The following is a 22,007-nucleotide window of genomic DNA, read 5'->3' on the forward strand; positions in this document are numbered from 1 at the left end:
GCCGCTTCCCTGAGCGTCGCCCGTGGTCCGCGTGTCCGGCGTCGGGCACGCGGACCAGGGGCGACGCTCACATGAGAGGTGTCCCCCTCTCGTGCCGTCAGGTCGTCTCCGGGCGATCAGGAGACCGGTCCGCCTCCCGCGCGGGGGCGTCGGTCGAGTCCGACACGGCCTCCGCACCCGGCTCGGCCGCCCCCGCCGCGGGGACCGTACCGGCCGGGCCCGGGGCGGCGGGCGCGAGAGCGTCGACCGCCTCCGGCAGGGCGGGGTCGGCGTCCCCGCGCGACTTCTCCAGCGCGCGGATGAGGGACTGCGCGTCGTAGGGGCCGACGTGCCGACGACCGTTGACGAAAAGTGTCGGCACCGCCGTGATGCCCATCGCCTCGGCGTCCAGCATGTCGTCGCGGACCCTGCCGGTGACCTCCGGTGCCGTGAGGTCTCGTTCGAACTTCTCCATGTCGAGTCCGAGGCCGCGCGCGAGGCGGATGATGTCGGACGGCCGCTGATTCTCCTGGTCCGCGAACAGGCCGCGCTCGAACTCGAAGAACCTGCCCTGAAGCGCCGCGGCCTCGGCCGCCTCGGCGCCCGCGAGAGCGTTCGGGTGATACTGCGTGAGTGGCGCGTGGCGCCAGACGTATCGGAGTTCGTCGCCGAGGACCTCGTGCACCTCCAGGATGGAACCGGAGGCCTTGAGGCAGAAGCCGCACTGGAAGTCGCCGTACTCGACGATGGTGTAGGGCGCGTCCACCGGTCCGAAGACGTGGTCCCGCCTCGGATCGACCGGGCGGGCGAGCGCCGCCTCGGAGTCGGGTCCCGGGCGCAGGGCGTCGGAGATACGGAAGATCACCGTCGCGATGAGGAGGGCGATGACGGATGCCGCGAGCACCCCGACGCGCGCCTCGTTCTGTGCCGCCGGGTCGTCGATCGCGAGGTCGACGATGAACAGCGAGATCGTGAAGCCGATGCCGCACAGCGCGGCCCCGCCCGCGACGCGGTCGAGCGTCAGCCCGGGTCCGAGCTCTCCCAGTCGCAGGACGCGAAGGATCGCGGTGGAGCCGAAGACGCCGACGAACTTGCCCGCCACGAGGCCGGCCACGATTCCCCAGGTCAGGGGCGATCCAAGCGCGGCGGCGAGGTTTTCCCGACTGATCTCGACGCCGACGTTCGCCAACGCGAACAGGGGCAGGATGACGTAGGCGACGTACGGGGCATACGCCGACTGGAGCCGTTCGTTGATCGAGATCGACTCCCGCAGGCTGTTCGCCGCCGCGCGGGCGTACGCGGTGTTCGGTGACTGACGGAACACCCGCGCGAGGTCGAGAGCGTGCTCGACGTCCCGTCGATCGGGCCGGTAGACCGGTACGAGAAGGGCGATGGCGACGCCCGCCAGGGTGGGGTGCACGCCCGAGGCGAGGAACGCCAGCCAGACGATGATCGCCAGCGTGCCGTACACCGGACCGCGCCCGCCGCGCAGGTACCGCGTGAAGTAGACGCCCGCGAGCCCGGGCGCCGCAACGATCAGCGGGAGGGGGTCGAGGTTCTCGGTGTACATGATCGCGATGATGCTGAGCGCGCCGATGTCGTCGACCACCGCGAGGGCGAGGAGGAAGACCCTCAGCCTGCCCGGTATCCGCGGGCCGATCAGAGCGAGGGCGCCCACCAGGAACGCGGTATCGGTCGAGATCACGACGCCCCACGCGTACTCGTGTCCCGACCCCGCGGCGATCAGCACGAACAACAGCGCAGGGATCGCGAGCCCCGCGACGGCCGCGGCCACCGGCACGACCGCCCGGGACCAGCTGGTGAGCTCACCGATCGCGAACTCGCGGCGCACTTCGAGCCCGACGGTGAAGAAGAAGATCGCCATGAGCGCGTCGTTCACGAGCGCGTGCAGGGTGAAGTCGAGATGAAGATCGCCGACACCGATGGTGAGGTGCGTGTCCCAGAAGGCGTCGTGTGAGCCGGGAGAGGCGTTCGCCCAGATGATCGCGGCGAAGGTCGCGAGCAGCAGGAGCAGCGCCCCGATCCGGTTCTGGCCCAGCGCACGAACGCGCTCGGCGATCGAACGCGAGGCGACCGAGTGCGCGTCGACCTGCTCAGGATTCGGTGATTGCCGAGTGGTCGTCGAGTTCGCCATACGTCAGGTCCTCGGAACCTCGTGGGGAAACAGCAGGAGCACAACATCCGCTGAAAAATCGTCAGTATATGGCGAAGGCCCGCAACCCCATAGAGGGACGCGATGTCCCCCGAAAACCGTCAGCACGTGACGACGGCCCGCGACCACGTGGCGACGCGGTAACCGACCGGGGAGCACTCCGGGCCAATCATTGAACCATGTGGTTCACTGAGCTATAGTGAACCACATGGTTCAGCAAGAGGTCCTTGACCGCACGTTCGCGGCCCTCGCAGATGCCACGCGACGACAGATCCTCATCCGGCTCGGCCAGGGGCCCGCCACGATCGGCGAGCTGGCCGCACCGTTCGACATGTCGCTCACCGGCATGAAGAAGCACGTGCACGTCCTGGAGAACGCCGGACTGGTCACCACGGAGAAGGTCGGGCGATCGCGGCAGTGTCGCCTCGGCACCGAACGACTGGAGGACGCCATGTCCTGGATCAGGTTCTACCAGCGGCTCTGGGAACGTCGGCTCGACGGCCTCGACGCCTACTTCACCCTCACGAAGGAAGACGACCAATGACCCAGAACATCGAGACCGATCGGCTTCACCTGAGCCGTGTCCTGCCCGCGAAGCCGGAGGAGGTCTTCGACGCCTACACCGACGCCGAGAAGCAGAAGATCTGGTTCAACATCCTCAACGAGGAACCCGGCATCGTCGAGATCGACGTCGACCTGCGCGTCGGAGGCCGGCAGACCGCGGTGTGGGGGCCTGACCGCGAAACCCTGTTCCGAGAGACGCAGACCTTCCTGGTCGTCGACCGCCCGCATCGCCTGGTCACCGAGTCCGTCGGCTCCAGCCCGGACGGCATGACCATGACCACCACGATCGAGATCACGTTCGAGGAGCACGAGGACGGAACGCTCTTCACCGTGACGCAGACCGGATTCCCGACGCCCGAGATGCGCGACTTCTTCGTGGGAGAGGTCCTGCCGGGAGCACTCGACCGGATCGAGACGTACCTGCGCGGCGTGCGGACGCGGCCCTGAAGCGGCACCGAAGGAGAGCGCGAAGAGCCGCGATCCGGCTCGACCCGCGGGTCCACGCCTCACCGTAGGCCGGGCCGACCGGAGACCTCGACGTCCGGTCGGCCGGAGACTCGAACGGAGCCAGGCCGGTAACCGCACCACCGGTTATCGCCGGTACGGCGTCGCCGAGCTGTCACGGTCAGAACGCATCCGCGGCCTGCGACGCCTCGGACCGCCGCTGCGCCAGATCGCCGATCTGCCGGACGCTCCCGAGGCTCAGCGGAGGTTCACCGTCGATGCGCCGTAGAAGCCGTAGAAGAGGGGACGTGCCTGGCCCGGTGCCGCCGCACCGCGTCGCGGTTGGCGCAGCGCGGCGAGCAGTAGCGTTGCCGGCCGCTCCGCGAGACGTCCGCGTAGACCAGCCCGCAGCCGTCGCGTGCGCAGCGCGCCAGCCGTGACATGCCGCGCCCCGTCAGATGCAGGGCGGTGCCCACCGCGACCAGGGCGCGCAGTACACCGCCGAGCGACAGGCCCGTGTCGCGATAGTGCAGGTGCCAGCCGGTCCCTGCGTGGTCGGTGACACGGGGATACGCCGCCGAGGTGGCCAGCAGGTCGTTGAGCAGCGCGACCCGTGCGCGCTCGTCGCGGGTGTCGACGATCTCGCACCACTGCTCCGACAGGTTGAGCGCGGCGGCCAGGTCCGCCTCCTCCGGGGAGCGGTCGATGACGAGGCCGGCGTCCGCGCACCGTTTCACCAGGTCGTCGAGGGATGCGGGCGGCACGTTGACCAGGTCCGCCATCAGCAGGACCGCGTCCGCTCCGTAAGGGTTGAGATGCACAATGCCATTACAGCACGCTGGACCCATGAACGACCACGAAGGACATGACTGGCACACCCGCTCTCACCACCGCACCAGCGAAGGGCTGGTGCGCTACCAGTCCTGCCACTGCGGCACCTGGCGGGTGCTGTGCGAGGCCCCCGCCCCGCCCGCCGCGGCGGTGGTGGCGTGGAGCGCCTAGAGAGCGCGGTCCGGCCGGGCGCGCCGCCGACATGAATCGTGCGGCGCACCCAAGGGCGGCCAAGGCAAGGACGGTCAGGGGTGCTCAAGGGTTCAGGCACCGCTGTCGCCCTCACCGGTCGGCGAGGCCGCCCACGGAGGTACGACCCGCCAGGACGCGACTCCGACCGATCGGCCGCCTGCGGATGAACCATTCGGCCACGGTGAGGTTGATCACCCACCCCGCGGCCACGAGCAGTGCTCTGGGGAACTCGTCGGGCGTCCCGAAAATCAGGAACCACGGCAGGTGGGTCAACGCCTGCGTGCCCGCCCCCAGGCCGATCGCATAACCACGCATCATCCAGGCGCGGTGTCGGGCGATGTCCCGCCGCCGGATCGCGGCGAACCCGAGAACGATGGCCACGACCATGGCGGAGCCGAACACGAGCCGGATGCCGGCGAGAAGATCACCGTCACCGACGGGGCGGGGATAGAACAGGTTCATCCACAGGCCGGAAAGCGCCGCGACGAGGCCGCAGAGAACCAGGACCCGCCCGGCGATGCGGTGCCAGCCCGGCCTACGGCCGCGGAAACGGGGGGCGAACTGGAAAGCTCCCAGAACGCTGTACACGCTGACACTGAAAATGTGCAGCACCACGGGCAGAGGTGCCGCGAAGAACCGCGCGTTTCCCGGCGTGATCTCCGCGCCGACCGTCAACTCGGTCAGGCGGACGGCTCCGGCGATCATCGGAACGGCACTGAGCGCGATCAGCGCGGTAGGCAGAAGCCAGCCCGGCCGCCGGGAGGTCGCGGCGACGTTGTGGCCACGAACAGCGGTGTTTCGGTCATTCGTCGACCGGCTGCTTCGCGGTGACTGCGCGGACGGGGGGCGTCCCGTCGAGCTCTCATCGGTCATGATCCGATCGTGACGGCCGGCACCCCGAACGCTCATCGGTAGGACGGTCCGATCCGAACCGGCCGATCATCCACCGGCAGGCCGTACTTTCGGCCCACACCGAGCTCCCCGCAGCCCGGAAACCGCTCACTCGCCTGTTCTTCTCCGGCAATCGCCGAACGACGGGCGGGATGACGGCGACCGGGCGTGGCCACCTCGGGTGCTCCAAGTCTGCCGGCCACCGCGATCACCGAGGTGTCGGCGACACCCGGCGAAAGGTCGGCGTACACCTCCGCGCATTTTCCCCGCATTATCGTGATTAGATCCGCGAACAGCACACATAGCTAACTCAACACGTAAGAGATCGCATATTCCGATATTTGCCATATGGCGAGCCAACCCTTTCTCGCCCCATTTTTTGCCCTTCCCTTATGACTTGGACACTGCAATCCACGCGACATCGGGAATGTAGGAATCAATCACTGATCCAACGTGTACGACCACACCTGTAGCGACGTGCCCTAATTCGGATAACCCTCTCGCTTTTGAAGCCGAGAGAACCGGTTCTTCCTGAATCCTGGGTGGACCGGGGTGCGCACATCGCGGGTCGGCGTTTCATCGACTCGCCTGTGGTCGGTCAATTCTCGTCCGTCTGCCTTTAACACCAGCAGGGAAGTCATGCCACATTACCGACGGAGCGTCGTACTGGCCACCGCGATATGCGCGCTGGTCTGCGCCATGAGCGATACGGCCGCGCGTGCCGACAGCCCCGCCCAGCGGAAAACCCCACTGATCACCTTGGCGGATCTCCAACCCGCACCGCCGTCTGCCGAGAGAGTGGCTCATGACCAGAGCCCGCAGAACGGGGCGCAGGTCTGCGGACCGCCGTACGTGACCGGAGACCCGGACCTCGGACCGACACTCCTGCCACGGACCGGCTATCTCGGCGCACTCCTGCACGGTTACGTGCCACTGGGCGGTCTCACCCCCCAGCACTTCCTCTCGCGCTACTGGAACTACACCGTGAACGACTATCGCTACCCGCCCAACTCCGGATTCGCCAACTCCGGTGACTATCCCAACGGCAGGCCGCTGGTCAAGACGACGTTTTTGCAGATCGGCATGAGACTCGACCGTTTCGGCGGCTACGGCGGCTCGTTTCTGGCGCCGATGGGAGACCTGTTCACCCGGCGCGCGCTGCCGCCACGGAACCTGAACACCAACCCGCTGGATCCCACACACCTGTGCAACTATCACGTGTTCAAGGTGCTCAAGTCATTCCGCGTCGACGTGGGCCCGGTCTCCCTCGCGTTCGAGATGCCGGGTTGGGGCACGCAGTACCACGTGCTCAGCAAGTACATTCCCGAGGCCCCGCAGACGAGCGAAGAGGTTCCGGTGAGCTGGCTGCTGCAGAACGGATATCTGGAGGAACTCCCACCGCCCGTCCTGCCTGACCCTCCCCTGCCTCACCGGATCACCGTACCGATAACGTTGTCCGAGGACGCCGACCAGGACGAGCCGACAGAAAGAGCCGACGACAGAAAACCCCTCTGCTCACCGTCGGCGAGGGCGAAGCGGTCTGCCACCGGGCGATGCTTCGCCTCGGCGGGACGCGAAGGCCTCGGCCCCGACACACGTCACGCCTCTCCCTCTCGCGGTCGTGCCGTCAACCGGCCGCCGACAGCCGCCGACCGGCGGATATCCGCGGCGGGAAGGCCGGCTGATCGCCCGCGGCCGCACCGGTCGTCGCGTCTCTGAGGAGCGGAGTCCTGCTCCTGCCCGCGATGGCCTGGTCGCCGACGCGACCGCGGGCAGGAGAGGACCGTCATGAGCCCGCAGGCGCCAAGAAACACCGGAGACACCGCCGCGGGCCCCGGAAACCGCGGCGACGCTCCATGATCAGCCGGTGTAGGCCGGCCTGACGACGACGGCCTCCCTCGGGACCGGCCTCGGCTCCTCGACCGCGGGCCGGCGCTCGGCCGGGGCCGGGGAGGGTGAGGCGGACGGCTGCCTGGGATCGGCCGCGGCCGTACCGGAAAAGCCCGCGAGGCCCGCGGCCAGAGCCAGCGCCGCGCTGAAGCCGATGAGCGTGGCTTTGATCTTCATATGGATTCCCCTGTTCATTCGAGTCGGGCCTCAGCCCTTGATGACGACCGGAGTACCGATCGCCAGGTTCTTCGCCATCCACCTGATGTCGTCGTCGCCGACCCGGACGCAGCCGTGGCTGGCCCGTGTGCCGATGGCGGACTGCTTGTTCGTCCCGTGCACCGCCAGCTGGCCCGGGCCTCCGGCGAAGCTCTTCAGCACGGGCGAGAAGCCGCTCAGCCCGAAGGCGTAGGCGCCGTAGGCCCCGCCGTCGTCGACGGGTTTCACCAGCTCGGTGAAGAAATAGCGACCCGGAGGCGTCGGCGTTCCCGCCTCACCCGTCGCGACCTTGCCCGTCCTGACGGCCCGGTCGCCGTCGTAGACCGTGAACCTGAACGCCCCGCGGTCGATCTCCACCCGGTGGGAGGTCTCCGCGAGCGTCACGTCGGTGGCCCTGATCCAGCCCTTGCTGCCGTTCGGCCGGACCGGCAGCAGCACCCGCAGCCACTCACCCTCGTCACGGTCCACCAGGAAGACCCGCGTCGCGCCGTAGTCGTTGGGGCTCGTGATCGTCCGCTGGACCATCCCCTCCTTGTTCCGGTAGACCGTGATCCGAGCCCCCTTGACGCTCGCGATCTTCGATCCGACGCCGCTCGCCGACTCCGACCGCGGGCCACCTGTCGCCGGCTCCGACCGCGCGCCACCGCTCGGAGGCTCATGCCGCACGGCGCCGCGCGCGTCGGCCGCACAGCCGGTCAGCAGGAGGACGAGGGTCGCCGCGGCGGCCGTACCGAGCAGGTTGGTTCTCACCCGCCACAGCCTCGCGGCAGAATGTGTGAAACCTGTTTGGTTGTCATGCAGATCCCATATGCACCCCTGGCATGCGCATAACCTCAGGCCATGTGCGCGTACGTACTGGTCGCCGAGGACGATCCCAAGCAGGCCGAACTGCTCAGGCGATATCTGGAGCGGGAGGGCCACGAGGTCCTCGTCGTGCACGACGGGCGTTCCGCGATCGACGAGGCCCGGCGGGCGGATCCCGGCCTCGTGGTGCTCGACGTGATGATGCCGAAGGTCGACGGGCTGGACGTCTGCCGGGTGCTACGTGCCGAGTCCGACCTGCCGATCCTGATGCTGACCGCCAGGTCCACCGAGGACGACCTGTTGCTGGGGCTCGACCTCGGCGCCGACGACTACGTGGCCAAGCCGTACAGCCCCCGCGAGCTGATGGCCCGCGTGCGAACGCTGCTGCGCCGTACCGGCAAGTCCCAGGACGCCGACCGGCGGCTGTTCCAGGCGGGCGATCTCGTCGTGGACCCGATCAGGCACACCGTCACCGCGGCGGGCACGCCGGTGGAGTGTACGCTCGCGGAGTTCCGGATCATCGAGACGCTGGCCGCCGAGCCGGAACGGGTGTTCACCAGGAAGCAGCTGCTGGAGCGTGTCCACGGCTTCGACAGGTTCATCACCGAACGCACGGTCGACGTGCACGTGATGAACCTGCGCAGGAAGATCGAGCCTGATCCGCGCCGCCCGGTCCGGTTGCTGACCGTGTACGGCGTCGGCTACAAGCTGACCCACGCATGAGGTCGCTGTTCGTCCGGCTGCTCACGAGTTCGGCCGTCGTGGCGGTCTGCTCGATCAGCGCGACGGCGTGGCTGGCCGCGAGCAGCACCTCCGGCGCCATCCAGCGCGAGCAGGGGCAGACGCTGGCCAGCGACGCCCAGATCAACAACAACCTGCTCGGCTACGCCTCCCGCCATCCGGACTGGTCGGGCGTCGCCGTCACCGTACGTGATCTCGCCGCCCGGCACAGCCGTCGCATCGCGTTGACCACCGAGAAGGGCACCCTCATCGCGGACTCGGCGACCGCAGGGACCCCACTGCCCTCCAGGGTGTCGGCCGTCGTCGACCCGCTGGCCGTGGACGTGACCCTGGTGCCCGGGGCGGCCAGGGACCGGATCGATCCACGCGCGGTGGGTCCTTTCCTGCTGCCCGCCTCCGAGCGCGCCCGGCTGGTCAAGGCCGTCGACAACTACGCCATCTGTGCCGGCCGTGTCAGACAGACCGTACAGATGACCGTCTCGAACACCGGCCGGCCCGTCGTGACGACGACCGCCATGGAGGCCGACCAGGAGCCGCGCCCGGTGCCGCGCGAGTTCCCCGTGCTGAGGGACGTCTGCGACGCCACTCCCTTCAGCGCGCCGACGCGCACCGAGAAGACCGCGTTGAAACAGCTCAACCACCTGGTCGGCAGGTGCCTCAAGGGCAAGAGCAAGGAACGGGGCTCGGTCGGCCTCGACTTCGCCTGGGTTTCCAAGGAGAGGCGGCCTCCTGACGCGGAACCCGATCAGACGATCTCGTCCTGCATCGTCACCGCCCGCAAGGAGCAACTCGATCCCTACGTCGCCCCCGCGGCCTACCTGTACATCGGCTCCCCCGCCGAGGCCACCGGCCAGCGCTTCCCGCTCCCCTCGATCGCCGGCGCCGCCCTCCTCGTGCTCGTGCTGACCGTGGGCGTGAGCGTCATGGCGGCCCGGCGCCTGGTCATGCCCGTCAACGCGCTCACCCACGCCGCGCGACGGATGCGTGACGGGGACAGCTCCGCCCGCGTCACCGTCAGGACGACCGGCGAGATCAACGAGCTCGCCACGGCGTTCAACGAGATGTCGGAACACCTTCAGCGCATGGAGGAGCAGCGCAAGGCCATGGTCAGCGATGTCTCCCACGAGCTGCGGACCCCGCTGAGCAACCTCAGGGGGTGGCTGGAGGCGGCCCAGGACGGCGTCGCCGAGCTCGACCCGGCGCTGATCGCCTCACTGGTCGAGGAGATCCTGCTGTTGCAGCACATCGTCGACGACCTTCAGGAGCTCGCCCTCGCCGACGCGGGCAAACTCCGTCTGCACGTCGAACCCGTTCACCTCGGCGACCTTCTCGACCAGGTGGCCACCGCTCACCGAAGCCGGGCAGAGGCCGCGGGGCTCACCCTGACCACCGCCGTCATCGGCGACCCCTCGCTGACCGCGGATCCGGTACGGCTCCGTCAGGCCGTCGGCAACCTGGTCGCCAACTCCCTGCGCTACACGCCACCCGGCGGGCACATCACGCTGTGCGCCCGCCAGGACGGCGACCGGGTCGTCATCGAGGTGACCGACACGGGGGTCGGGATCCGCGCCGAGTATCTCCCCCACGTCTTCGACAGGTTCTGGCGAGCCGAGAAGTCCCGCAACCGGCGGACCGGGGGCAGCGGACTCGGGCTCGCCATCGTGCGCAACCTGGCCGAGGCGCACGGCGGCACGGCCACGGCCACCAGCGTGCCAGGCGTCCGCACGACGTTCACCCTGCGTCTTCCTTCTTGACGCGCTCCTCGGCATGGCCGAACAGCAGGACGGCCCACGCCCAGGAGTCGAGCACGAGCCGTACACCGAGATCTGCCGAAACCACTCCTCGGTCGGAACCAGGCCCGTCTGGCAGGCGCCTCCGGATGGGTCACCTGGCTTGACGTTGGTACCTTCGATGCCGCGGTGGCCGTCCGGGGTCTTGAAAAGGTGCTGCCGACCACACCCGGATGGGGTGCGGGCTTGGGCGATCCAGGTCAAGCCAGGCCAACGGGGCAGATCACGCCGGTGCCGGCCACCGTGCACTGCTCGGTGGCCGGTGGGCCTCAGACTCCGACGACCTTGACGCTTTTCCCGCAGAGCCGGTCCATGTCGTCCTTGTCAGCGGTGCGGCCGGGCAGCCCAACGTAATGCCATGGCGCTCAACACCCGCGCCGCCGGTTTTCTCGACAGGATGCGACTTGGGCAGCGAAGGAGACCCCTTGTCGAAACCGCGGTGCCACAGTTCGTCCGCGGCGGCCACGATCCGTCGTGACCCGGCTTTTCACCCGGCGACGGACGTCAGACCATGACCGACTCCCCACCCGGATAGGTGAAGGACGACCGAGGCGAGTAGAAACCCCACACGATCTGCAGCGGCTCGGCGGGGCGCAGAGCGTGGACGGGGTGGCTCGGCTCCAGAAACTCCAGTGACACGATCTCGAACGGGTCGACCAGTTCCGCCACAAACGGATAGATCCCGCTGAGCCGCTGCCCGTCGACCTCTGTGATGTAGCGCAACTGGCCACGGTTGACCGCCGTACCGGTGTCGCCGACCCGTGCGGTCGTACGGATCACCGGCACACCGTCCGACTCGGTCGTCGCGACCAGCTCTCCGCCCTCGACCTCGATCGTGGTACGGCCGACGGTGGCGGGCACGCCTCGGGCGGCCGCGTACTCGCGTACCACCGCGCTGGAGTTGAAGTAGTGCGTCCACCAGCGGCCGGGGGTCACCCCGTCGGGAGCGTAGGCGTCCTCCAGGTCCGGCCCGATGTAGGTGAGCGAGTACGCGCCGAAGCCCGAGGTCTGCTCAGGCCGGTCGACGACGTACTGGTTCATGAAGACCTGACGGTTGGCCATGGGCTTCAGCCCATCGGGCACCAGGGCCGCGACGGCTTCGGGATCGGCCGGCACCCAGCCGAAGTAGATCATCCGGCTGTTGACGACGAGCTGGGGAGCCACGATTTCGGACACGACTTCTCCCTGACCAACGACGGCATATAGCCGGAAAATACTTTATGCACCCGCAGAGAACAATGATGGATATGCGATCCCCTCGATTCCTCAAAAATCGAAGATATTCGCAATTCATACATTATCCACTCAAAGCGGCCATCTGCCTTAAAAGGCAAGACGTTCGACCTCGGACACGCGGCCCCGGCGCCGCCGATGTCGCAGTAACCACTCCGTGTACATGACACGAGACGCGCCCTGGCTCCGCCTCCGCCTTGCTTTCCTGCCGTCTCTCCATGAGTCGGCAGACTTCTGTGACGACCGTCGCGGGAAGGAGAAGCGGACCGGGATGGCTCCGCAGAAACCTGGTGCAGGGCTCGTGATACCGGTCACGGATGTTGACCGCTGATCACATCGGCCGGCTCCCACCCCTCGTAAATGATCATCTAGTCAGCCCCACGAACGTTCTTCCCGGAGAGGAACAGCAGGATCGTTGCGGCGACATAGAGGAACCAGACCACGATCGCCGGCCAGGCGGCCAGGTGCGAGTACCGGTCCAGGATTTCATCGGCCCGGAAAACCGACGTCGACCACAGGAAGAAACAGAGCAGCGTGTACGGTACGAGGCCCACCGCCATGGCGGCCCGCGTGCCCGGCGTCCCGTCTCGTCGCCATGCCAAAGCCGCCAGCGCCAGCGTGATCGCCCCTAGCACGGCGTAGGAGTACAGAAGCGTCTGGGCCTTGTCCAGCGCGAACTCGGTGTGGAAGCTCACCCCGTCACCGCCCTTCTCCTGTCTCTCCAACTCCGCCGCAAGGCCGGGCAGAAGAACGAGGCTGACCCCCACGACCACCAGCTCGCACAGGCAAGCCGCCAGCAGGCACATGGAAGCACGTCCCGGAACCTTCAATCCCGCCCTCCCCCGTCGCCGCCTTCTCCTGGGACCGTGGCGGAACCTGCTTGCGAGGCGCTTGTGGATCACAAGGAAATCCCGCCGAACCCTGATCGCGAACACGTCTCGGTTGCGTCCACGGAGGTGGTGTACGAGTTCCCCCAGGTAGTGGGCGTGGCGCCGTGAAATGAGGACGGCCATCGCGTGATCCTTCGAGTGCGAAACAACAAGATCGAAGGAGAAGAAAGCGATGGCCGTGAACAACAGTGTGGACCCCGCGACCTGGCCGGCGGAGCAGATCGAGCATGGGAACCCGGATCTGTTGCGATCCACGGTGAAGACCATGGCCGAGACGTTGATGTCGGCCGAGGCCGACAGCCTGTGCGGCGCCGAGTACGGCACCCGCAGCGACGAGCGCACCAACCGGCGCAACGGATATCGCGTCCGCGACTGGGACACCCGGTCCGGCACCGTCGAGCTCGCCATCCCGAAACTACGCTCGGGCTCCTACTTTCCCGACTGGCTGCTGGAACGCAGGCGCCGGGCCGAACAAGCCCTGATCAGCGTGGTGGCCACCAGCTACCTGCTCGGCGTCTCCACCCGGCGGGTGGACAAACTGGTCGAACAGCTCGGCATCAAACACATTTCCAAAAGCCAGGTCAGTGAGATGGCCAAGGTGCTGGACGCCCGGGTGGAGGCCTTCCGGACCCGGGCCTTGGACGCCGGCCCGTATGCGTTCGTGTGGCTGGACGCGTTGACGCAGAAGGTCCGCGAGGGCGGGCGGATCATCAACGTGCACGTGCTGGTGGCCACCGCGGTCAACGCAGGCGGCAACCGGGAGATCCTCGGCCTGGAGGTCACCTCCGCCGAGGACGGCGCCGGCTGGCTGGCGTTCCTGCGCGGCCTGGTGACGCGCGGCCTGTCCGGCGTGCAACTGGTCATCTCCGATGCCCACGCCGGGCTGGTCGGCGCGACCGCGAGGCGGCTACGTCCAGGCGCAGGAACGAAACGGGAAAAGCGCCCGTCCTCGGGAGGACGGGCGCTTTTCGTGGAACTAAGGGTCACTCGTCCACGACGGGGCTGCCGGGGCGGCAGCGGGTGGGGAGGGGGTCGGTGTTGCAGCCGGTGAGGATGCGGATGATCTGGGGGTCGTGGTCGCTGGCCTGGTCGGAGAATTCGGCGTTGATGTGGACGACGCCGTAGGAGTAGCCCTTGATGGCGGGGCTGATGAGGATGTGGTCGAGGACCTGGGAGTTGCCGTCGAAGACGTAGCTGTAGCGCTGGTCGACGGGGAGGGTGTCGACCAGGGTCTTGAGGAGGGTGCCGTTCTCGGTGATGGTCTGGAGGGTGGGGCTGAACTGGTAGTCGTTGAGGTCGCCCAGGACGATGACCTCGGCGCGACCGGCGCTCTTGACGGAGAGGTCCTTGACGAAGTCGCGGACCTCGGTGGCCTGCTTGACGCGCTGGACCTCGGAGCTCCGGACGGGGGGCTGCACGGCCGCGCTCAGCGGGTAGTCGCCGCCCTTGGAGTTGAAGTGGTTGGCGACGACGAACAGCTGCTTGTCACCGTCGTAGCGGAACTCGCCGACGAGCGGCTTACGGCTGGAGGCCCAGGCGCCGCTGGTCGGGTTGATCCGGCCGGGTGAGACCGACAGGGAGATCTGGTTGCTGGTCGGCCGCTCGCGAACGACGGAGACGGCCGTGTCGGCGTCGCCGCCGGGGCGGTCGACGAACGTCACGCGCGCGGGGTTGAACAGGAACACCGGGCGGATGTTGCCGCCGGGCTCGCCGCCGTCGGTGCCGTCGTTCGGGTCGACGGAGCGCCAGTCGTACGCGGGGCCGCCCGCGGCCTGGATCGCCGCGATGAACTTCGCGACGGTCTCGTCGGCCGCGACGACGCCGTTGTTGGTGGCGCCGTTGTTGTCCTGGATCTCCTCCAGGGCGAGGATGTCGGGCTTGCCGAGGTTGTTGACAACCGCCTCGGCCAGCCGCGCGAACTTGGCGGCCGGGTTGGTGGCGGCGAGGTTCTCGACGTTGTACGTCGCGACGGACAGGTCGCCCTGCTTCTTCGGCGGGAGCACCTTCTGGCGCTTGAGAGCGCCCTCGGTGATCGCGCCGAGCTGGGTGGCCTGCAGGACATAACCGCCGAACGACTGGTAGTCGAGCGGACCGGTGGTGCCGGCGGCCAGCGTGGAGCCGACGTTGGCGGCGGGCGCGCCGTTCAGCGAGAGGATCATCAGCCGGCCGCTGTTCGGGTCGTCGTAGCCCTTGTAGACGGAACCGCCGCGCGGAGTCGGGTTCTGACCCGGCTTGAGCGTCACCCAGAGTTCGGAGAACTCCGTGTTGACCGGGCTGATCAGGCGGGTGTCCTGGGCGACGGTGATCCGCATGCCCTCGTGGATCTCAAGCCAGTCCAGCACGTAGGAGGACGGCTCCAGGGGCTGGGCCTCCAGGCTGCCGCTCTTGGTGTAGGCGTCGGGGAAGGCGACCGGGACGGGTGCGGGCAGCGCGTTGCCGCCGTTGAGCCTGATGGTGCTGATAGTGCCGCCGAGCTCGGTGAGGCTCTGCGCGCCGGTGGCCGGGCGGTACTCGGTGACGCGGCCGGAGACCAGGACGGAGTCCCCGATGACGACCGTCGGCGACGTCGAGCCGGTGAAGACGAACAGGCCCTCGCTGGTCAGAGGGTCGGCGTCGGCGGACGGGTCCTGGAACCAGAAGCCGCGCGAGTTGCCCGTCACCCGGACGGCGGTGACGATGCCCGGGACGTTCGTGACGCTCTGCCCGACGATCGGGGAGATCCGGCCCGCGCCCTGGATGTCGTGGATGCGGGTGGTGCCAGGGGTCGGGTCGACGGGGCCGCCCGGGTCGCCCGCGGTGACTGTGGTGCCCGCGGAGTTGGTGACCTTCGGCACGCCGGAGGTGAAGTCGGCGGCGTTGTTGTCGGTGTCGGTCAGCGCTCCGACGCGGGCGATGGCCGTGGTGTTGGTGAGCGCGGGGGCGGCGAGGGTCTCGACATTCGCGGTCGCGCCGTAACCGACCAGGTCCTTGACGTTCGGAGCGGTCGAGCAGGAGATGCCGCAGCCCACCAGCGGGATCTGGGTCGTGACCAGGGCGACGACGCCGGAGGTGCCCGACATGGGGATCGTGCCGATGGCGTCGGGGGTGGGCAGGTCGACGGAGCCCGCGGCGCCCGCGGCCTGCTGGACGAGGTACCTGCCGTTCGCGGGGATGCTACCGGTCAGCCTGGTGAGCTGGAAGACGGCGCCCGCGGCCGAGGCGTACTGGACGCTCCAGCCCGAGACGTCGACGGGGCTGCCGGTGGTGTTGGCCAGTTCGATGTAGTCGTTCTTGAAGATCGCTCCGGAGTTGCCGCCGCCGCCGTACACGGCGGAGATGACGACGTCGGACGAGAGGGCGTTCGCGGTGCTGGGCAGTGCCGTCATGGTCGCCGCGACCACCAGTGGCAGACTCATGGCCGTGAGCAGCCGACGTACTCGGGGGGGTGCCACAGGAGTTTGCTCCTAGTAGATCGATAGGTGTCTCCCCAGAAGCATGGGGCTACGTACATCGTTCCAAAAGCGGCGTTATTGTTTATTTGCCTATTCGACGGAAAAGTTCATCGACTCTTCCGCGAGGTGTCGGCGCACCCCGGCCCGCGACGACCATCCCCCGGCTCGCATCCTCGATCGCGCCCCCTCCACACCCCGGCCTCTTGGCCGACCGATGCCGACGACCGGCCGACAACTTTCCGTAATCGCTCGCACGCTTCACATGACGCCGTTTAACCTTTACCCATGAGGGTGAAGGTAAAGGTTATGGAACACGGCAAGAGGACACGTGCCAGGCGTACGGGGCCGGCGCGCATCTCCAGCAAGAACCAGGTGACCCTGCCGGCGGCGGTGCTGCGCAAGCTCGGTCTTCACCCGGGAGACCCGGTCGACATCGCCGAAGAAGGCGGCCAGATCATCATCCGGCGACACCGCAGCCGTCTCGACGGGGTGATCGGCACCATCCCCGGCTTCACCGAGGCCGTGGACGTCGAGGCGAGCCGCGAGAGCTGGTGCTGACGGGTGCCTACCGTGATGCTCGACACCAACGTCATCGCCGGCCTGCTCGATCCCGACGACGCGCTGCACAGTCATGCCCGTGACGCCGTTCGCCGCTGGGAGGACAAGGCGGCCTCGTTCGCCATCTCCGTGATCACCTGGGGCGAACTGCGGGTGGGTGCGGTCCGCAAGGGTGTCGCGGCCGAGAGGATGCTCGGAACATTCCGTGCCGCCGTCATCGATCGGATCGTCGGGGTGGACGAGGCGACGGCCGAGGGCGCGGCCCTGCTCAGGGCCGCGGACCTGACGATTCGAGTACCGGACGCCCTCATCGTCGCGACCGCCCGCGAGGCGGGGGCCGACGCGCTGCTCACCGCGGACCGGAAATTCCGGGGCATCGCCCCGGAACTCGTCGAACTGCTACAGCCGGGGTGAGCCGGCCGAAGACCGGGACCAGCATCGCGAACAGCGGGTGATCACGCTGTCCGGCGGCCGAAGACCGGGATCAGTACCGCGCCGACGGCGAGGTGCATCAGCGCCAGGATGGCCTTGGTCCCGCCTGTCGCCTCGACCGCGAACAACGGCAGGAACGACACCAGCAACACGAGAACGGCGATCACGGCCCAGATGACCGACGCCCGGCGGGTCAGCCGGTTCAGCAGCGCACGCGTGCCCCAGCCGAGCAGGGAGAGGGCGAGTGTGAGGGTGGCGGCGAACGGCAAGCTGATGACCCCGGGTGGCTGGCCGTTGCGGGGGTCGACGCGTAAGTCGATACCCAGGATCTGGGCAACGGCCCACAGCAGCGCCGTGGCGAGGACGGCGCCTCCGACCGCGAGGGCGGCGACACTACGAGCGCGATCCAGAGGATTACTCCTCTGCGGGAATCAGACCTCTCCGACAGACGGACCGCTCGGACGGGTCACCCAGCTTGACGTTGGTGGCTGGCCACCGTGCACTGCCAAGTGGCCGGTGGGCCTCAGACTCCGACGACCTTGACGGTTTTCCCACAGAGCCGGTGCATGTCGTCCTCGTCGGAGGTGACGACGATCACCGGCCTGACCGCACGCAGAGCGGTGGCGGCCACCACGGCATCGATGGCGTACTTGTGACCATGCAGCCGGGCATCACGCAGAAGCTCGATCGCCCGCGCGCAGATGTCCTCGGTCACCGGCTCGACCTTCAGCCGGGACAGATGCCATCTGAGGCGATCGCTCTTCACCCGGACGTCCTGAGCCTCGATCGGCGTCATCGCGCTGACAACGACCCGGAAGTCGTTGTCCTGAGCCCCCCGCACGATCGCGGTCACCCTCTGGTCGGCCTCGCACCACCTGAAGAGACCTTCGCAGTCGAGGACCACGGTGCCCGCGCTCAGCCTGCTTCGTGCGCGCGCCATCCGCCCTCTTCCTGAAGCTCTGGCGCGGACTTCACACTGCGGAACAGCTCCGCCGCCTCATCCCGCAATGCCTGCGGAATCAGCCCGGAGGCGGCCTCATTCGCCTGAAGCGCCTCCTCCAGGAGATCCCGCTCGATCTGACGTTCAACCGCGGCATCGACATAGGCGGAGAACCCGCGTGCTCCGACGCGTTCCCTGACCGCCCGGATGTTCCCCGCGCGCAGGGAAACACTGACCTTGGCCGCCGGACCGTCTCCCGGGGCGAACTCCCGCTCAGGCACACTCATGCAACCAGTTTACTACTCGAAGTAGCAAATAACTCGGAAGTTCGCCAACCGACAGAACGTGCGGTCGAGCCCTCACTTCGCAGGGAAACCAGCCCAGCCCGGAAAGAGAGGTTGGTGCCGTCGATGCCGCGGTGGCCGTCCGAGGACCTTGGACAGGTGCTGCCGGCCGCACCCGGATGGAGTACGGCCGGTGAAATCCAGGTCAGGCCTCGCCGGAGGTCAGTCCGACGGGGCAGCTCACACCGGTGCCGCCGATGCCGCAGTAGCCGCCGGGGTTCTTGTAGAGGTACTGCTGGTGATACTCCTCGGCAAGGTAGTAGGCACCCGCCGGGGCGATCTCGGTGGTGATGGGGCCGTAGCCCGACTCGGTGAGCACCTGCTGGTAGGCGTCACGCGAGGTGAGAGCCGACTTCTCCTGCTCGGGGGAGTTGAAGTAGATCGCCGAGCGATACTGCGTGCCGACGTCGTTGCCCTGGCGCATGCCCTGGGTGGGGTTGTGCGCCTCCCAGAAGACGCGCAGCAGCTCCTCGTACGACACCTTGGAGGGGTCGAAGACGACGCGGACGAGCTCGGTGTGACCGGTCTGGCCGCTGCAGACCTCCTCGTACGTCGGGTTCTGGGTGTAACCACCCGCGTATCCGACCGAGGTGGAGATCACGCCCGGGGTCTGCCAGAAGATGCGCTCGGCGCCCCAGAAACAGCCGAGGCCGAAGTCGGCGATCTCGCTTCCCTCGGGGTACGGCGGGGCGAGCGGGGCGTCGAGGACGGCGTGCCGGCCGGGCACCATGATCGGTGTGGGGCGGCCCGGGATCGCGTTCTCCGGGGACACCATCGTCGTCTTGTCCTTGCCGAACAACCAGCCCATTGTGAACCTCCTCCTGACACGTTCTCACCAGGAGGCAACCACGGGCCACCCCTCCGTGTTCCCGTAAGGATCTCTTAACAGATAGAAAAGCACTACTAAATTGCGGTAAATAAAGTAAGGGGCGAAGATGGGCTACATGCCTGAAACACGCCGGGGAGTTCTGTACGGCATCGCCGCCTACAGCATGTGGGGACTGTTCCCGCTGTACTGGCCGCTCCTGAAGCCCTCCACCGCCCTGGAGATCCTCGCTCACCGTATCGCGTGGTCTCTCGTCGCCGTGGTCGCCATTCTGGCGGTACGACGCCACTGGTCCTGGTTCCGCGCGCTCCTGCGCACTCCGCGGAAGCTCGGCCTCCTCGTCTTGGCGGCGGCGATCATCACGGTCAACTGGGGCCTCTACATCTACGCCGTCAACAGCGGCAACGTGGTCGAAGGAGCGCTCGGCTACTTCATCAACCCGCTGGTCAGCGTGCTCTTCGGGGTGTTCCTGCTGAAGGAGCGGCTGCGAAGGTGGCAGTGGGTCGCGGTGGGACTGGGCACGGTGGCGGTGGTCATCCTCGCCTTCGACTACGGGCGTCCGCCGTGGATCGCGCTCGTGCTGGCCGCGAGCTTCGGCACGTACGGGCTGGTCAAGAAGACCGCCGGGGTGGGCGCGGCGGAGAGCATGACGGTCGAGACGCTGGTGCTGCTGCTGCCCGCGCTGGGCTACCTGGTCTATCTGGAGCAGCAGGGGACGAGCACGTTCGGCAACGTGGGAGCGGGCCACGCGTTGCTGCTGGCGGGGGCGGGTGTGGTCACCGCCGTCCCGCTGCTCTGCTTCACCGCCTCCGCGATCCGGATACCGCTCACCACGATCGGCCTGCTGCAGTACATCGCCCCGCTGCTGCAGTTCCTGTGCGGCGTGTTCGTCATGCGGGAGGTCATGCCGCCCAGTCGCTGGCTGGGATTCTGCGTCATCTGGCTGGCGCTGTCGATCTTCACCTGGGACAGCCTCAGGGCGGCCGCCCGGTCCCGCCGAACGGTCGCGGAATCCGTCCCGGCACGAGAGCCCGGGAGTGTGGAAACCGTGGAAACCGTGACCGGGGACGGTCAGGAGCCGCGTACCGCGAGGACGAGCGGGCTGAGCTCCGGGTCGACGTCGGCCTGTTCCAGGGCCGCGGCGAGCGAGCGCTCGTAGGTGGGCGTGGCCCCCGCCAGGCGGGTGCGCCCCTCGTCGGTGATCACCGAGTAGACGCCGCGACGGTCGTCCGAGCAGAGGTCACGCCGGGTCATTCCGGCCGATTCAAGGCGAGCGACAAGGCGGGTGACCGAGCTCTGGTTGAGTCCCACCGCCTCGGCGAGCTCCTGCATGCGCATGCAGCCGCCGGGAGCGGTGGCGAGCCGTCCCAGTGCGCGGTACTCCGACAGGCCGAGGCCGTGCCCGCGCTGGAGTGCCTTGGTCAACTCCGCCTCCACGCGAGCATGCAAGAGGGCGAAACGGTCCCACGACATGGTGATTCCTCCTGGGGTGTTCCATCGGCAGGAGTCTACATGCACGTGCATTATTTGCTTTCATCTGCAAGCAATATCGTGGAAGAGACACGAAAAAAGCTCGGCCGAGCCAGCCGATGATCATGCCTGCGGTGGCCCACCCGAACGTTTCACGAGGCGGTCACGCGGGGCGGGTGACCATGCCCGCGACAGCGGGCCCGAACGTTTCACGACGTGGTCGCGCGGGGCGGGTGACGGCCCCCGACGGGGTCGGGGCCGGGCGGACAACTCCCCCACGTGGTCAGGACCAGGCCGAACGGCTCCCCGGCACGTGCCGGACGACGGGACCGTACCCCGGCCACACGATGGGCCGAGCGTCAGCCGGACCGCTCCACCACGTAGTCGCACAGTGCCAGGTAGGCGGCGCGGGCCGGGATGTCGGGGAGGCCGTTGAGCGCCTCGCGGGCGCGGTCGGCCCAGGCGAGCAGCTCGGCGCGGGCACGCTCCATGGCGGGGTCGGCGCGGAGCAGGCGCAGGGCCTCCTCGATGTCCTCCTCCGCCACCGGGCCGGCCAGCAGCTCGCGCAGGCGGGCGTTCTCGGGAGCGTCCGAGGCGAGGACGTAGAGCACCGGCAGGGTCCGGATGCCCTCGCGCAGGTCGGTTCCTGGCGTCTTGCCCGACTCGCCCGTCTCGGCGGCGACGTCGAGCAGGTCGTCGCCGAGCTGCCAGGCGACCCCGATCGCCTCGCAGGCCCGGGTCACACGCTCGATGATCTCGGGCGAGGCACCGCTGAGCATCGCGCCGAACCGGCCGCCGGTGGCCACCAGCGAGCCGGTCTTGTCGGCCAGCACCCCGATGTAGTGGGCCACCGGGTCGTCACCGGGGCGAGGACCGATGGTCTCGCGAATCTGGCCGCGCACCAGGCGGGAGAACGTCTGGGCCTGGATCCTGATGATGTCGGAGCCGAGGTCCGCGAGGATCTCCGACGCCTGGGCGAACAGGTAGTCGCCGGTCAGGATGGCCACGGTGTTGTTCCAGCGGGCGTTCACCGAGGCGGAACCCCTGCGGACCGAGGCCTCGTCCATCACGTCGTCGTGATAGAGCGTCGCCAGGTGGGTCAGCTCGATCACCACGGCTCCCGGCACCACGCCCGCGGACTCCGGTGAGCCGAACTGGGCGGCGAGCAGGACCAGCATCGCCCGGAACCTCTTGCCGCCGGCCTCGATGAGGTGCTTGGACGCCTCCGTGACGAAGGCGTCCTCGCTCTGCACCGAGGACCGCAGCAGCTTCTCGACCTCCGCCAGTCCGGTAGCGAGGTCCTGCGCCAGCCGTTCGTCGACAAGCGGGAGATCAACAACCGGTGGCGCAGCCATGAAACGTTACTCC

Annotated in this window: 23 protein-coding genes and 1 pseudogene; 10 read left to right on the forward strand and 14 right to left on the reverse strand. The window is 68.1% G+C overall.

The genetic code is table 11. The features are described from left to right. Window positions 1-97: 97 nt before the first annotated feature. On the reverse strand, window positions 98-2,134 hold the full coding sequence (nhaA, locus tag AB0B96_RS05765; protein ID WP_362896799.1) for a Na+/H+ antiporter NhaA: 2,037 nt from the start codon (window positions 2,132-2,134) through the stop codon (window positions 98-100). Window positions 2,135-2,360: 226 nt separating this feature from the next. On the opposite strand from nhaA, the gene AB0B96_RS05770 reads away from it, so the two are divergent. Together AB0B96_RS05770 and AB0B96_RS05775 are read left to right on the forward strand one after the other, a co-directional pair. Then, window positions 2,361-2,696, forward strand: coding sequence for a metalloregulator ArsR/SmtB family transcription factor (locus AB0B96_RS05770; RefSeq protein ID WP_350942677.1), 336 nt, complete (start codon window positions 2,361-2,363; stop codon window positions 2,694-2,696). Next, window positions 2,693-3,163, forward strand: coding sequence for an SRPBCC domain-containing protein (locus tag AB0B96_RS05775; protein WP_350942675.1), 471 nt, complete (start codon window positions 2,693-2,695; stop codon window positions 3,161-3,163). Before AB0B96_RS05770 ends, AB0B96_RS05775 begins: the two co-directional genes overlap by 4 nt. A 266-nt stretch (window positions 3,164-3,429) precedes the next feature. Here the strand turns inward: AB0B96_RS05775 and AB0B96_RS05780 are convergent, their stop codons facing one another. Continuing rightward, window positions 3,430-3,981: a CGNR zinc finger domain-containing protein gene (locus AB0B96_RS05780; RefSeq protein WP_362896800.1), complete on the reverse strand. Its 552-nt coding sequence runs from the start codon at window positions 3,979-3,981 to the stop codon at window positions 3,430-3,432. A gap of 25 nt (window positions 3,982-4,006) precedes the next feature. Here AB0B96_RS05780 and AB0B96_RS05785 point away from each other — a divergent pair, with 25 nt between their 5' ends. Continuing rightward, the gene (locus AB0B96_RS05785) at window positions 4,007-4,162 is read left to right on the forward strand and encodes a hypothetical protein (protein WP_362896801.1); all 156 of its coding nucleotides are present in this window, start codon (window positions 4,007-4,009) and stop codon (window positions 4,160-4,162) included. A gap of 111 nt (window positions 4,163-4,273) precedes the next feature. On the opposite strand, the gene AB0B96_RS05790 is transcribed toward AB0B96_RS05785, so the two are convergent. Next, on the reverse strand, window positions 4,274-5,056 hold the full coding sequence (locus tag AB0B96_RS05790) for a DUF2306 domain-containing protein (RefSeq protein WP_362896802.1): 783 nt from the start codon (window positions 5,054-5,056) through the stop codon (window positions 4,274-4,276). A gap of 657 nt (window positions 5,057-5,713) precedes the next feature. Between AB0B96_RS05790 and AB0B96_RS05795 the strand changes: the two genes are divergently transcribed. Continuing rightward, window positions 5,714-6,793: a TNT domain-containing protein gene (locus tag AB0B96_RS05795; RefSeq protein WP_362896803.1), complete on the forward strand. Its 1,080-nt coding sequence runs from the start codon at window positions 5,714-5,716 to the stop codon at window positions 6,791-6,793. Between the two features lie 141 nt (window positions 6,794-6,934). On the opposite strand, the gene AB0B96_RS05800 is transcribed toward AB0B96_RS05795, so the two are convergent. Next, window positions 6,935-7,141, reverse strand: a complete 207-nt coding sequence (locus tag AB0B96_RS05800) for a hypothetical protein (RefSeq protein WP_350942666.1) — start codon at window positions 7,139-7,141, stop codon at window positions 6,935-6,937. Window positions 7,142-7,171: 30 nt separating this feature from the next. Beyond that, window positions 7,172-7,930, reverse strand: a complete 759-nt coding sequence (locus tag AB0B96_RS05805) for a L,D-transpeptidase (RefSeq protein WP_362896804.1) — start codon at window positions 7,928-7,930, stop codon at window positions 7,172-7,174. Between the two features lie 90 nt (window positions 7,931-8,020). Between AB0B96_RS05805 and AB0B96_RS05810 the strand changes: the two genes are divergently transcribed. Continuing rightward, window positions 8,021-8,707 (forward strand): response regulator transcription factor, encoded by a 687-nt coding sequence (locus AB0B96_RS05810; RefSeq protein WP_362896805.1) that lies wholly within the window; start codon window positions 8,021-8,023, stop codon window positions 8,705-8,707. Continuing rightward, the gene (locus AB0B96_RS05815; RefSeq protein ID WP_362896806.1) at window positions 8,704-10,479 is read left to right on the forward strand and encodes an ATP-binding protein; all 1,776 of its coding nucleotides are present in this window, start codon (window positions 8,704-8,706) and stop codon (window positions 10,477-10,479) included. Before AB0B96_RS05810 ends, AB0B96_RS05815 begins: the two co-directional genes overlap by 4 nt. Window positions 10,480-11,019: 540 nt before the next feature. Here the strand turns inward: AB0B96_RS05815 and AB0B96_RS05820 are convergent. Then, entirely contained in the window at window positions 11,020-11,691 is a 672-nt protein-coding gene (locus tag AB0B96_RS05820) for a hypothetical protein (protein ID WP_362896807.1), read from the reverse strand. A 425-nt stretch (window positions 11,692-12,116) separates the two neighbouring features. Next, window positions 12,117-12,761: a hypothetical protein gene (locus AB0B96_RS05825; protein WP_362896808.1), complete on the reverse strand. Its 645-nt coding sequence runs from the start codon at window positions 12,759-12,761 to the stop codon at window positions 12,117-12,119. A 49-nt stretch (window positions 12,762-12,810) separates the two neighbouring features. Between AB0B96_RS05825 and AB0B96_RS05830 the strand changes: the two are divergent. Further along, window positions 12,811-13,533, forward strand: a pseudogene (locus AB0B96_RS05830) (IS256 family transposase); the annotation flags it as partial. 88 nt (window positions 13,534-13,621) lie between these two features. Here the strand turns inward: AB0B96_RS05830 and AB0B96_RS05835 are convergent. Then, entirely contained in the window at window positions 13,622-16,033 is a 2,412-nt protein-coding gene (locus AB0B96_RS05835) for a lamin tail domain-containing protein (RefSeq protein ID WP_362896809.1), read from the reverse strand. A 342-nt stretch (window positions 16,034-16,375) separates the two neighbouring features. On the opposite strand from AB0B96_RS05835, the gene AB0B96_RS05840 reads away from it, so the two are divergent. Both AB0B96_RS05840 and AB0B96_RS05845 read left to right on the forward strand, forming a co-directional pair. Further along, entirely contained in the window at window positions 16,376-16,627 is a 252-nt protein-coding gene (locus AB0B96_RS05840) for an AbrB/MazE/SpoVT family DNA-binding domain-containing protein (RefSeq protein ID WP_362896810.1), read from the forward strand. Window positions 16,628-16,630: 3 nt separating this feature from the next. After that, complete coding sequence (locus AB0B96_RS05845) at window positions 16,631-17,041, forward strand: PIN domain-containing protein (protein WP_362896811.1); 411 nt, start codon at window positions 16,631-16,633, stop codon at window positions 17,039-17,041. Window positions 17,042-17,082: 41 nt separating this feature from the next. Here the strand turns inward: AB0B96_RS05845 and AB0B96_RS05850 are convergent, their stop codons facing one another. The 4 genes from AB0B96_RS05850 to msrA form a co-directional block, all read right to left on the reverse strand. Further along, window positions 17,083-17,469 (reverse strand): DUF6069 family protein, encoded by a 387-nt coding sequence (locus AB0B96_RS05850; RefSeq protein ID WP_362896891.1) that lies wholly within the window; start codon window positions 17,467-17,469, stop codon window positions 17,083-17,085. 113 nt (window positions 17,470-17,582) lie between these two features. Further along, window positions 17,583-17,999: a PIN domain-containing protein gene (locus AB0B96_RS05855; RefSeq protein ID WP_362896812.1), complete on the reverse strand. Its 417-nt coding sequence runs from the start codon at window positions 17,997-17,999 to the stop codon at window positions 17,583-17,585. After that, the gene (locus AB0B96_RS05860) at window positions 17,975-18,286 is read right to left on the reverse strand and encodes a hypothetical protein (RefSeq protein WP_362896813.1); all 312 of its coding nucleotides are present in this window, start codon (window positions 18,284-18,286) and stop codon (window positions 17,975-17,977) included. The genes AB0B96_RS05855 and AB0B96_RS05860 overlap by 25 nt, the downstream gene beginning before the upstream one ends. Before the next feature lie 202 nt (window positions 18,287-18,488). Beyond that, on the reverse strand, window positions 18,489-19,151 hold the full coding sequence (gene msrA / locus AB0B96_RS05865; protein ID WP_362896814.1) for a peptide-methionine (S)-S-oxide reductase MsrA: 663 nt from the start codon (window positions 19,149-19,151) through the stop codon (window positions 18,489-18,491). Between the two features lie 136 nt (window positions 19,152-19,287). On the opposite strand from msrA, the gene rarD reads away from it, so the two are divergent. After that, window positions 19,288-20,328, forward strand: a complete 1,041-nt coding sequence (rarD, locus tag AB0B96_RS05870) for an EamA family transporter RarD (RefSeq protein WP_362896816.1) — start codon at window positions 19,288-19,290, stop codon at window positions 20,326-20,328. Here the strand turns inward: rarD and AB0B96_RS05875 are convergent. Both AB0B96_RS05875 and AB0B96_RS05880 read right to left on the reverse strand, forming a co-directional pair. Further along, window positions 20,241-20,642 carry a MarR family transcriptional regulator gene (locus AB0B96_RS05875; protein WP_350942644.1) on the reverse strand — a complete coding sequence of 134 codons (402 nt, stop codon included), beginning with the start codon at window positions 20,640-20,642 and terminating at the stop codon, window positions 20,241-20,243. The two genes, rarD and AB0B96_RS05875, sit on opposite strands and share 88 nt — an antisense overlap. 356 nt (window positions 20,643-20,998) lie before the next feature. Then, the gene (locus AB0B96_RS05880) at window positions 20,999-21,994 is read right to left on the reverse strand and encodes a polyprenyl synthetase family protein (RefSeq protein WP_350942642.1); all 996 of its coding nucleotides are present in this window, start codon (window positions 21,992-21,994) and stop codon (window positions 20,999-21,001) included. Window positions 21,995-22,007 lie beyond the last annotated feature (13 nt).

Source organism: Streptosporangium sp. NPDC049046 (genome assembly GCF_040649155.1).
Classification (GTDB): domain Bacteria; phylum Actinomycetota; class Actinomycetes; order Streptosporangiales; family Streptosporangiaceae; genus Streptosporangium.

What these genes read in the sequence shown, in the direction of transcription:
- nhaA (WP_362896799.1), bottom strand. Translation starts at nt 2,134, where the DNA reads ATGGCGAACTCGACGACCACTCGGCAATCACCGAATCCTGAGCAGGTC.
- AB0B96_RS05770 (WP_350942677.1), top strand. Translation starts at nt 2,361, where the DNA reads ATGGTTCAGCAAGAGGTCCTTGACCGCACGTTCGCGGCCCTCGCAGAT.
- AB0B96_RS05775 (WP_350942675.1), top strand. Translation starts at nt 2,693, where the DNA reads ATGACCCAGAACATCGAGACCGATCGGCTTCACCTGAGCCGTGTCCTG.
- AB0B96_RS05785 (WP_362896801.1), top strand. Translation starts at nt 4,007, where the DNA reads ATGAACGACCACGAAGGACATGACTGGCACACCCGCTCTCACCACCGC.
- AB0B96_RS05790 (WP_362896802.1), bottom strand. Translation starts at nt 5,056, where the DNA reads ATGACCGATGAGAGCTCGACGGGACGCCCCCCGTCCGCGCAGTCACCG.
- AB0B96_RS05795 (WP_362896803.1), top strand. Translation starts at nt 5,714, where the DNA reads ATGCCACATTACCGACGGAGCGTCGTACTGGCCACCGCGATATGCGCG.
- AB0B96_RS05800 (WP_350942666.1), bottom strand. Translation starts at nt 7,141, where the DNA reads ATGAAGATCAAAGCCACGCTCATCGGCTTCAGCGCGGCGCTGGCTCTG.
- AB0B96_RS05810 (WP_362896805.1), top strand. Translation starts at nt 8,021, where the DNA reads ATGTGCGCGTACGTACTGGTCGCCGAGGACGATCCCAAGCAGGCCGAA.
- AB0B96_RS05815 (WP_362896806.1), top strand. Translation starts at nt 8,704, where the DNA reads ATGAGGTCGCTGTTCGTCCGGCTGCTCACGAGTTCGGCCGTCGTGGCG.
- AB0B96_RS05825 (WP_362896808.1), bottom strand. Translation starts at nt 12,761, where the DNA reads ATGGCCGTCCTCATTTCACGGCGCCACGCCCACTACCTGGGGGAACTC.
- AB0B96_RS05835 (WP_362896809.1), bottom strand. Translation starts at nt 16,033, where the DNA reads ATGAGTCTGCCACTGGTGGTCGCGGCGACCATGACGGCACTGCCCAGC.
- AB0B96_RS05840 (WP_362896810.1), top strand. Translation starts at nt 16,376, where the DNA reads ATGGAACACGGCAAGAGGACACGTGCCAGGCGTACGGGGCCGGCGCGC.
- AB0B96_RS05855 (WP_362896812.1), bottom strand. Translation starts at nt 17,999, where the DNA reads ATGGCGCGCGCACGAAGCAGGCTGAGCGCGGGCACCGTGGTCCTCGAC.
- AB0B96_RS05860 (WP_362896813.1), bottom strand. Translation starts at nt 18,286, where the DNA reads ATGAGTGTGCCTGAGCGGGAGTTCGCCCCGGGAGACGGTCCGGCGGCC.
- msrA (WP_362896814.1), bottom strand. Translation starts at nt 19,151, where the DNA reads ATGGGCTGGTTGTTCGGCAAGGACAAGACGACGATGGTGTCCCCGGAG.
- rarD (WP_362896816.1), top strand. Translation starts at nt 19,288, where the DNA reads ATGCCTGAAACACGCCGGGGAGTTCTGTACGGCATCGCCGCCTACAGC.
- AB0B96_RS05875 (WP_350942644.1), bottom strand. Translation starts at nt 20,642, where the DNA reads ATGTCGTGGGACCGTTTCGCCCTCTTGCATGCTCGCGTGGAGGCGGAG.
- AB0B96_RS05880 (WP_350942642.1), bottom strand. Translation starts at nt 21,994, where the DNA reads ATGGCTGCGCCACCGGTTGTTGATCTCCCGCTTGTCGACGAACGGCTG.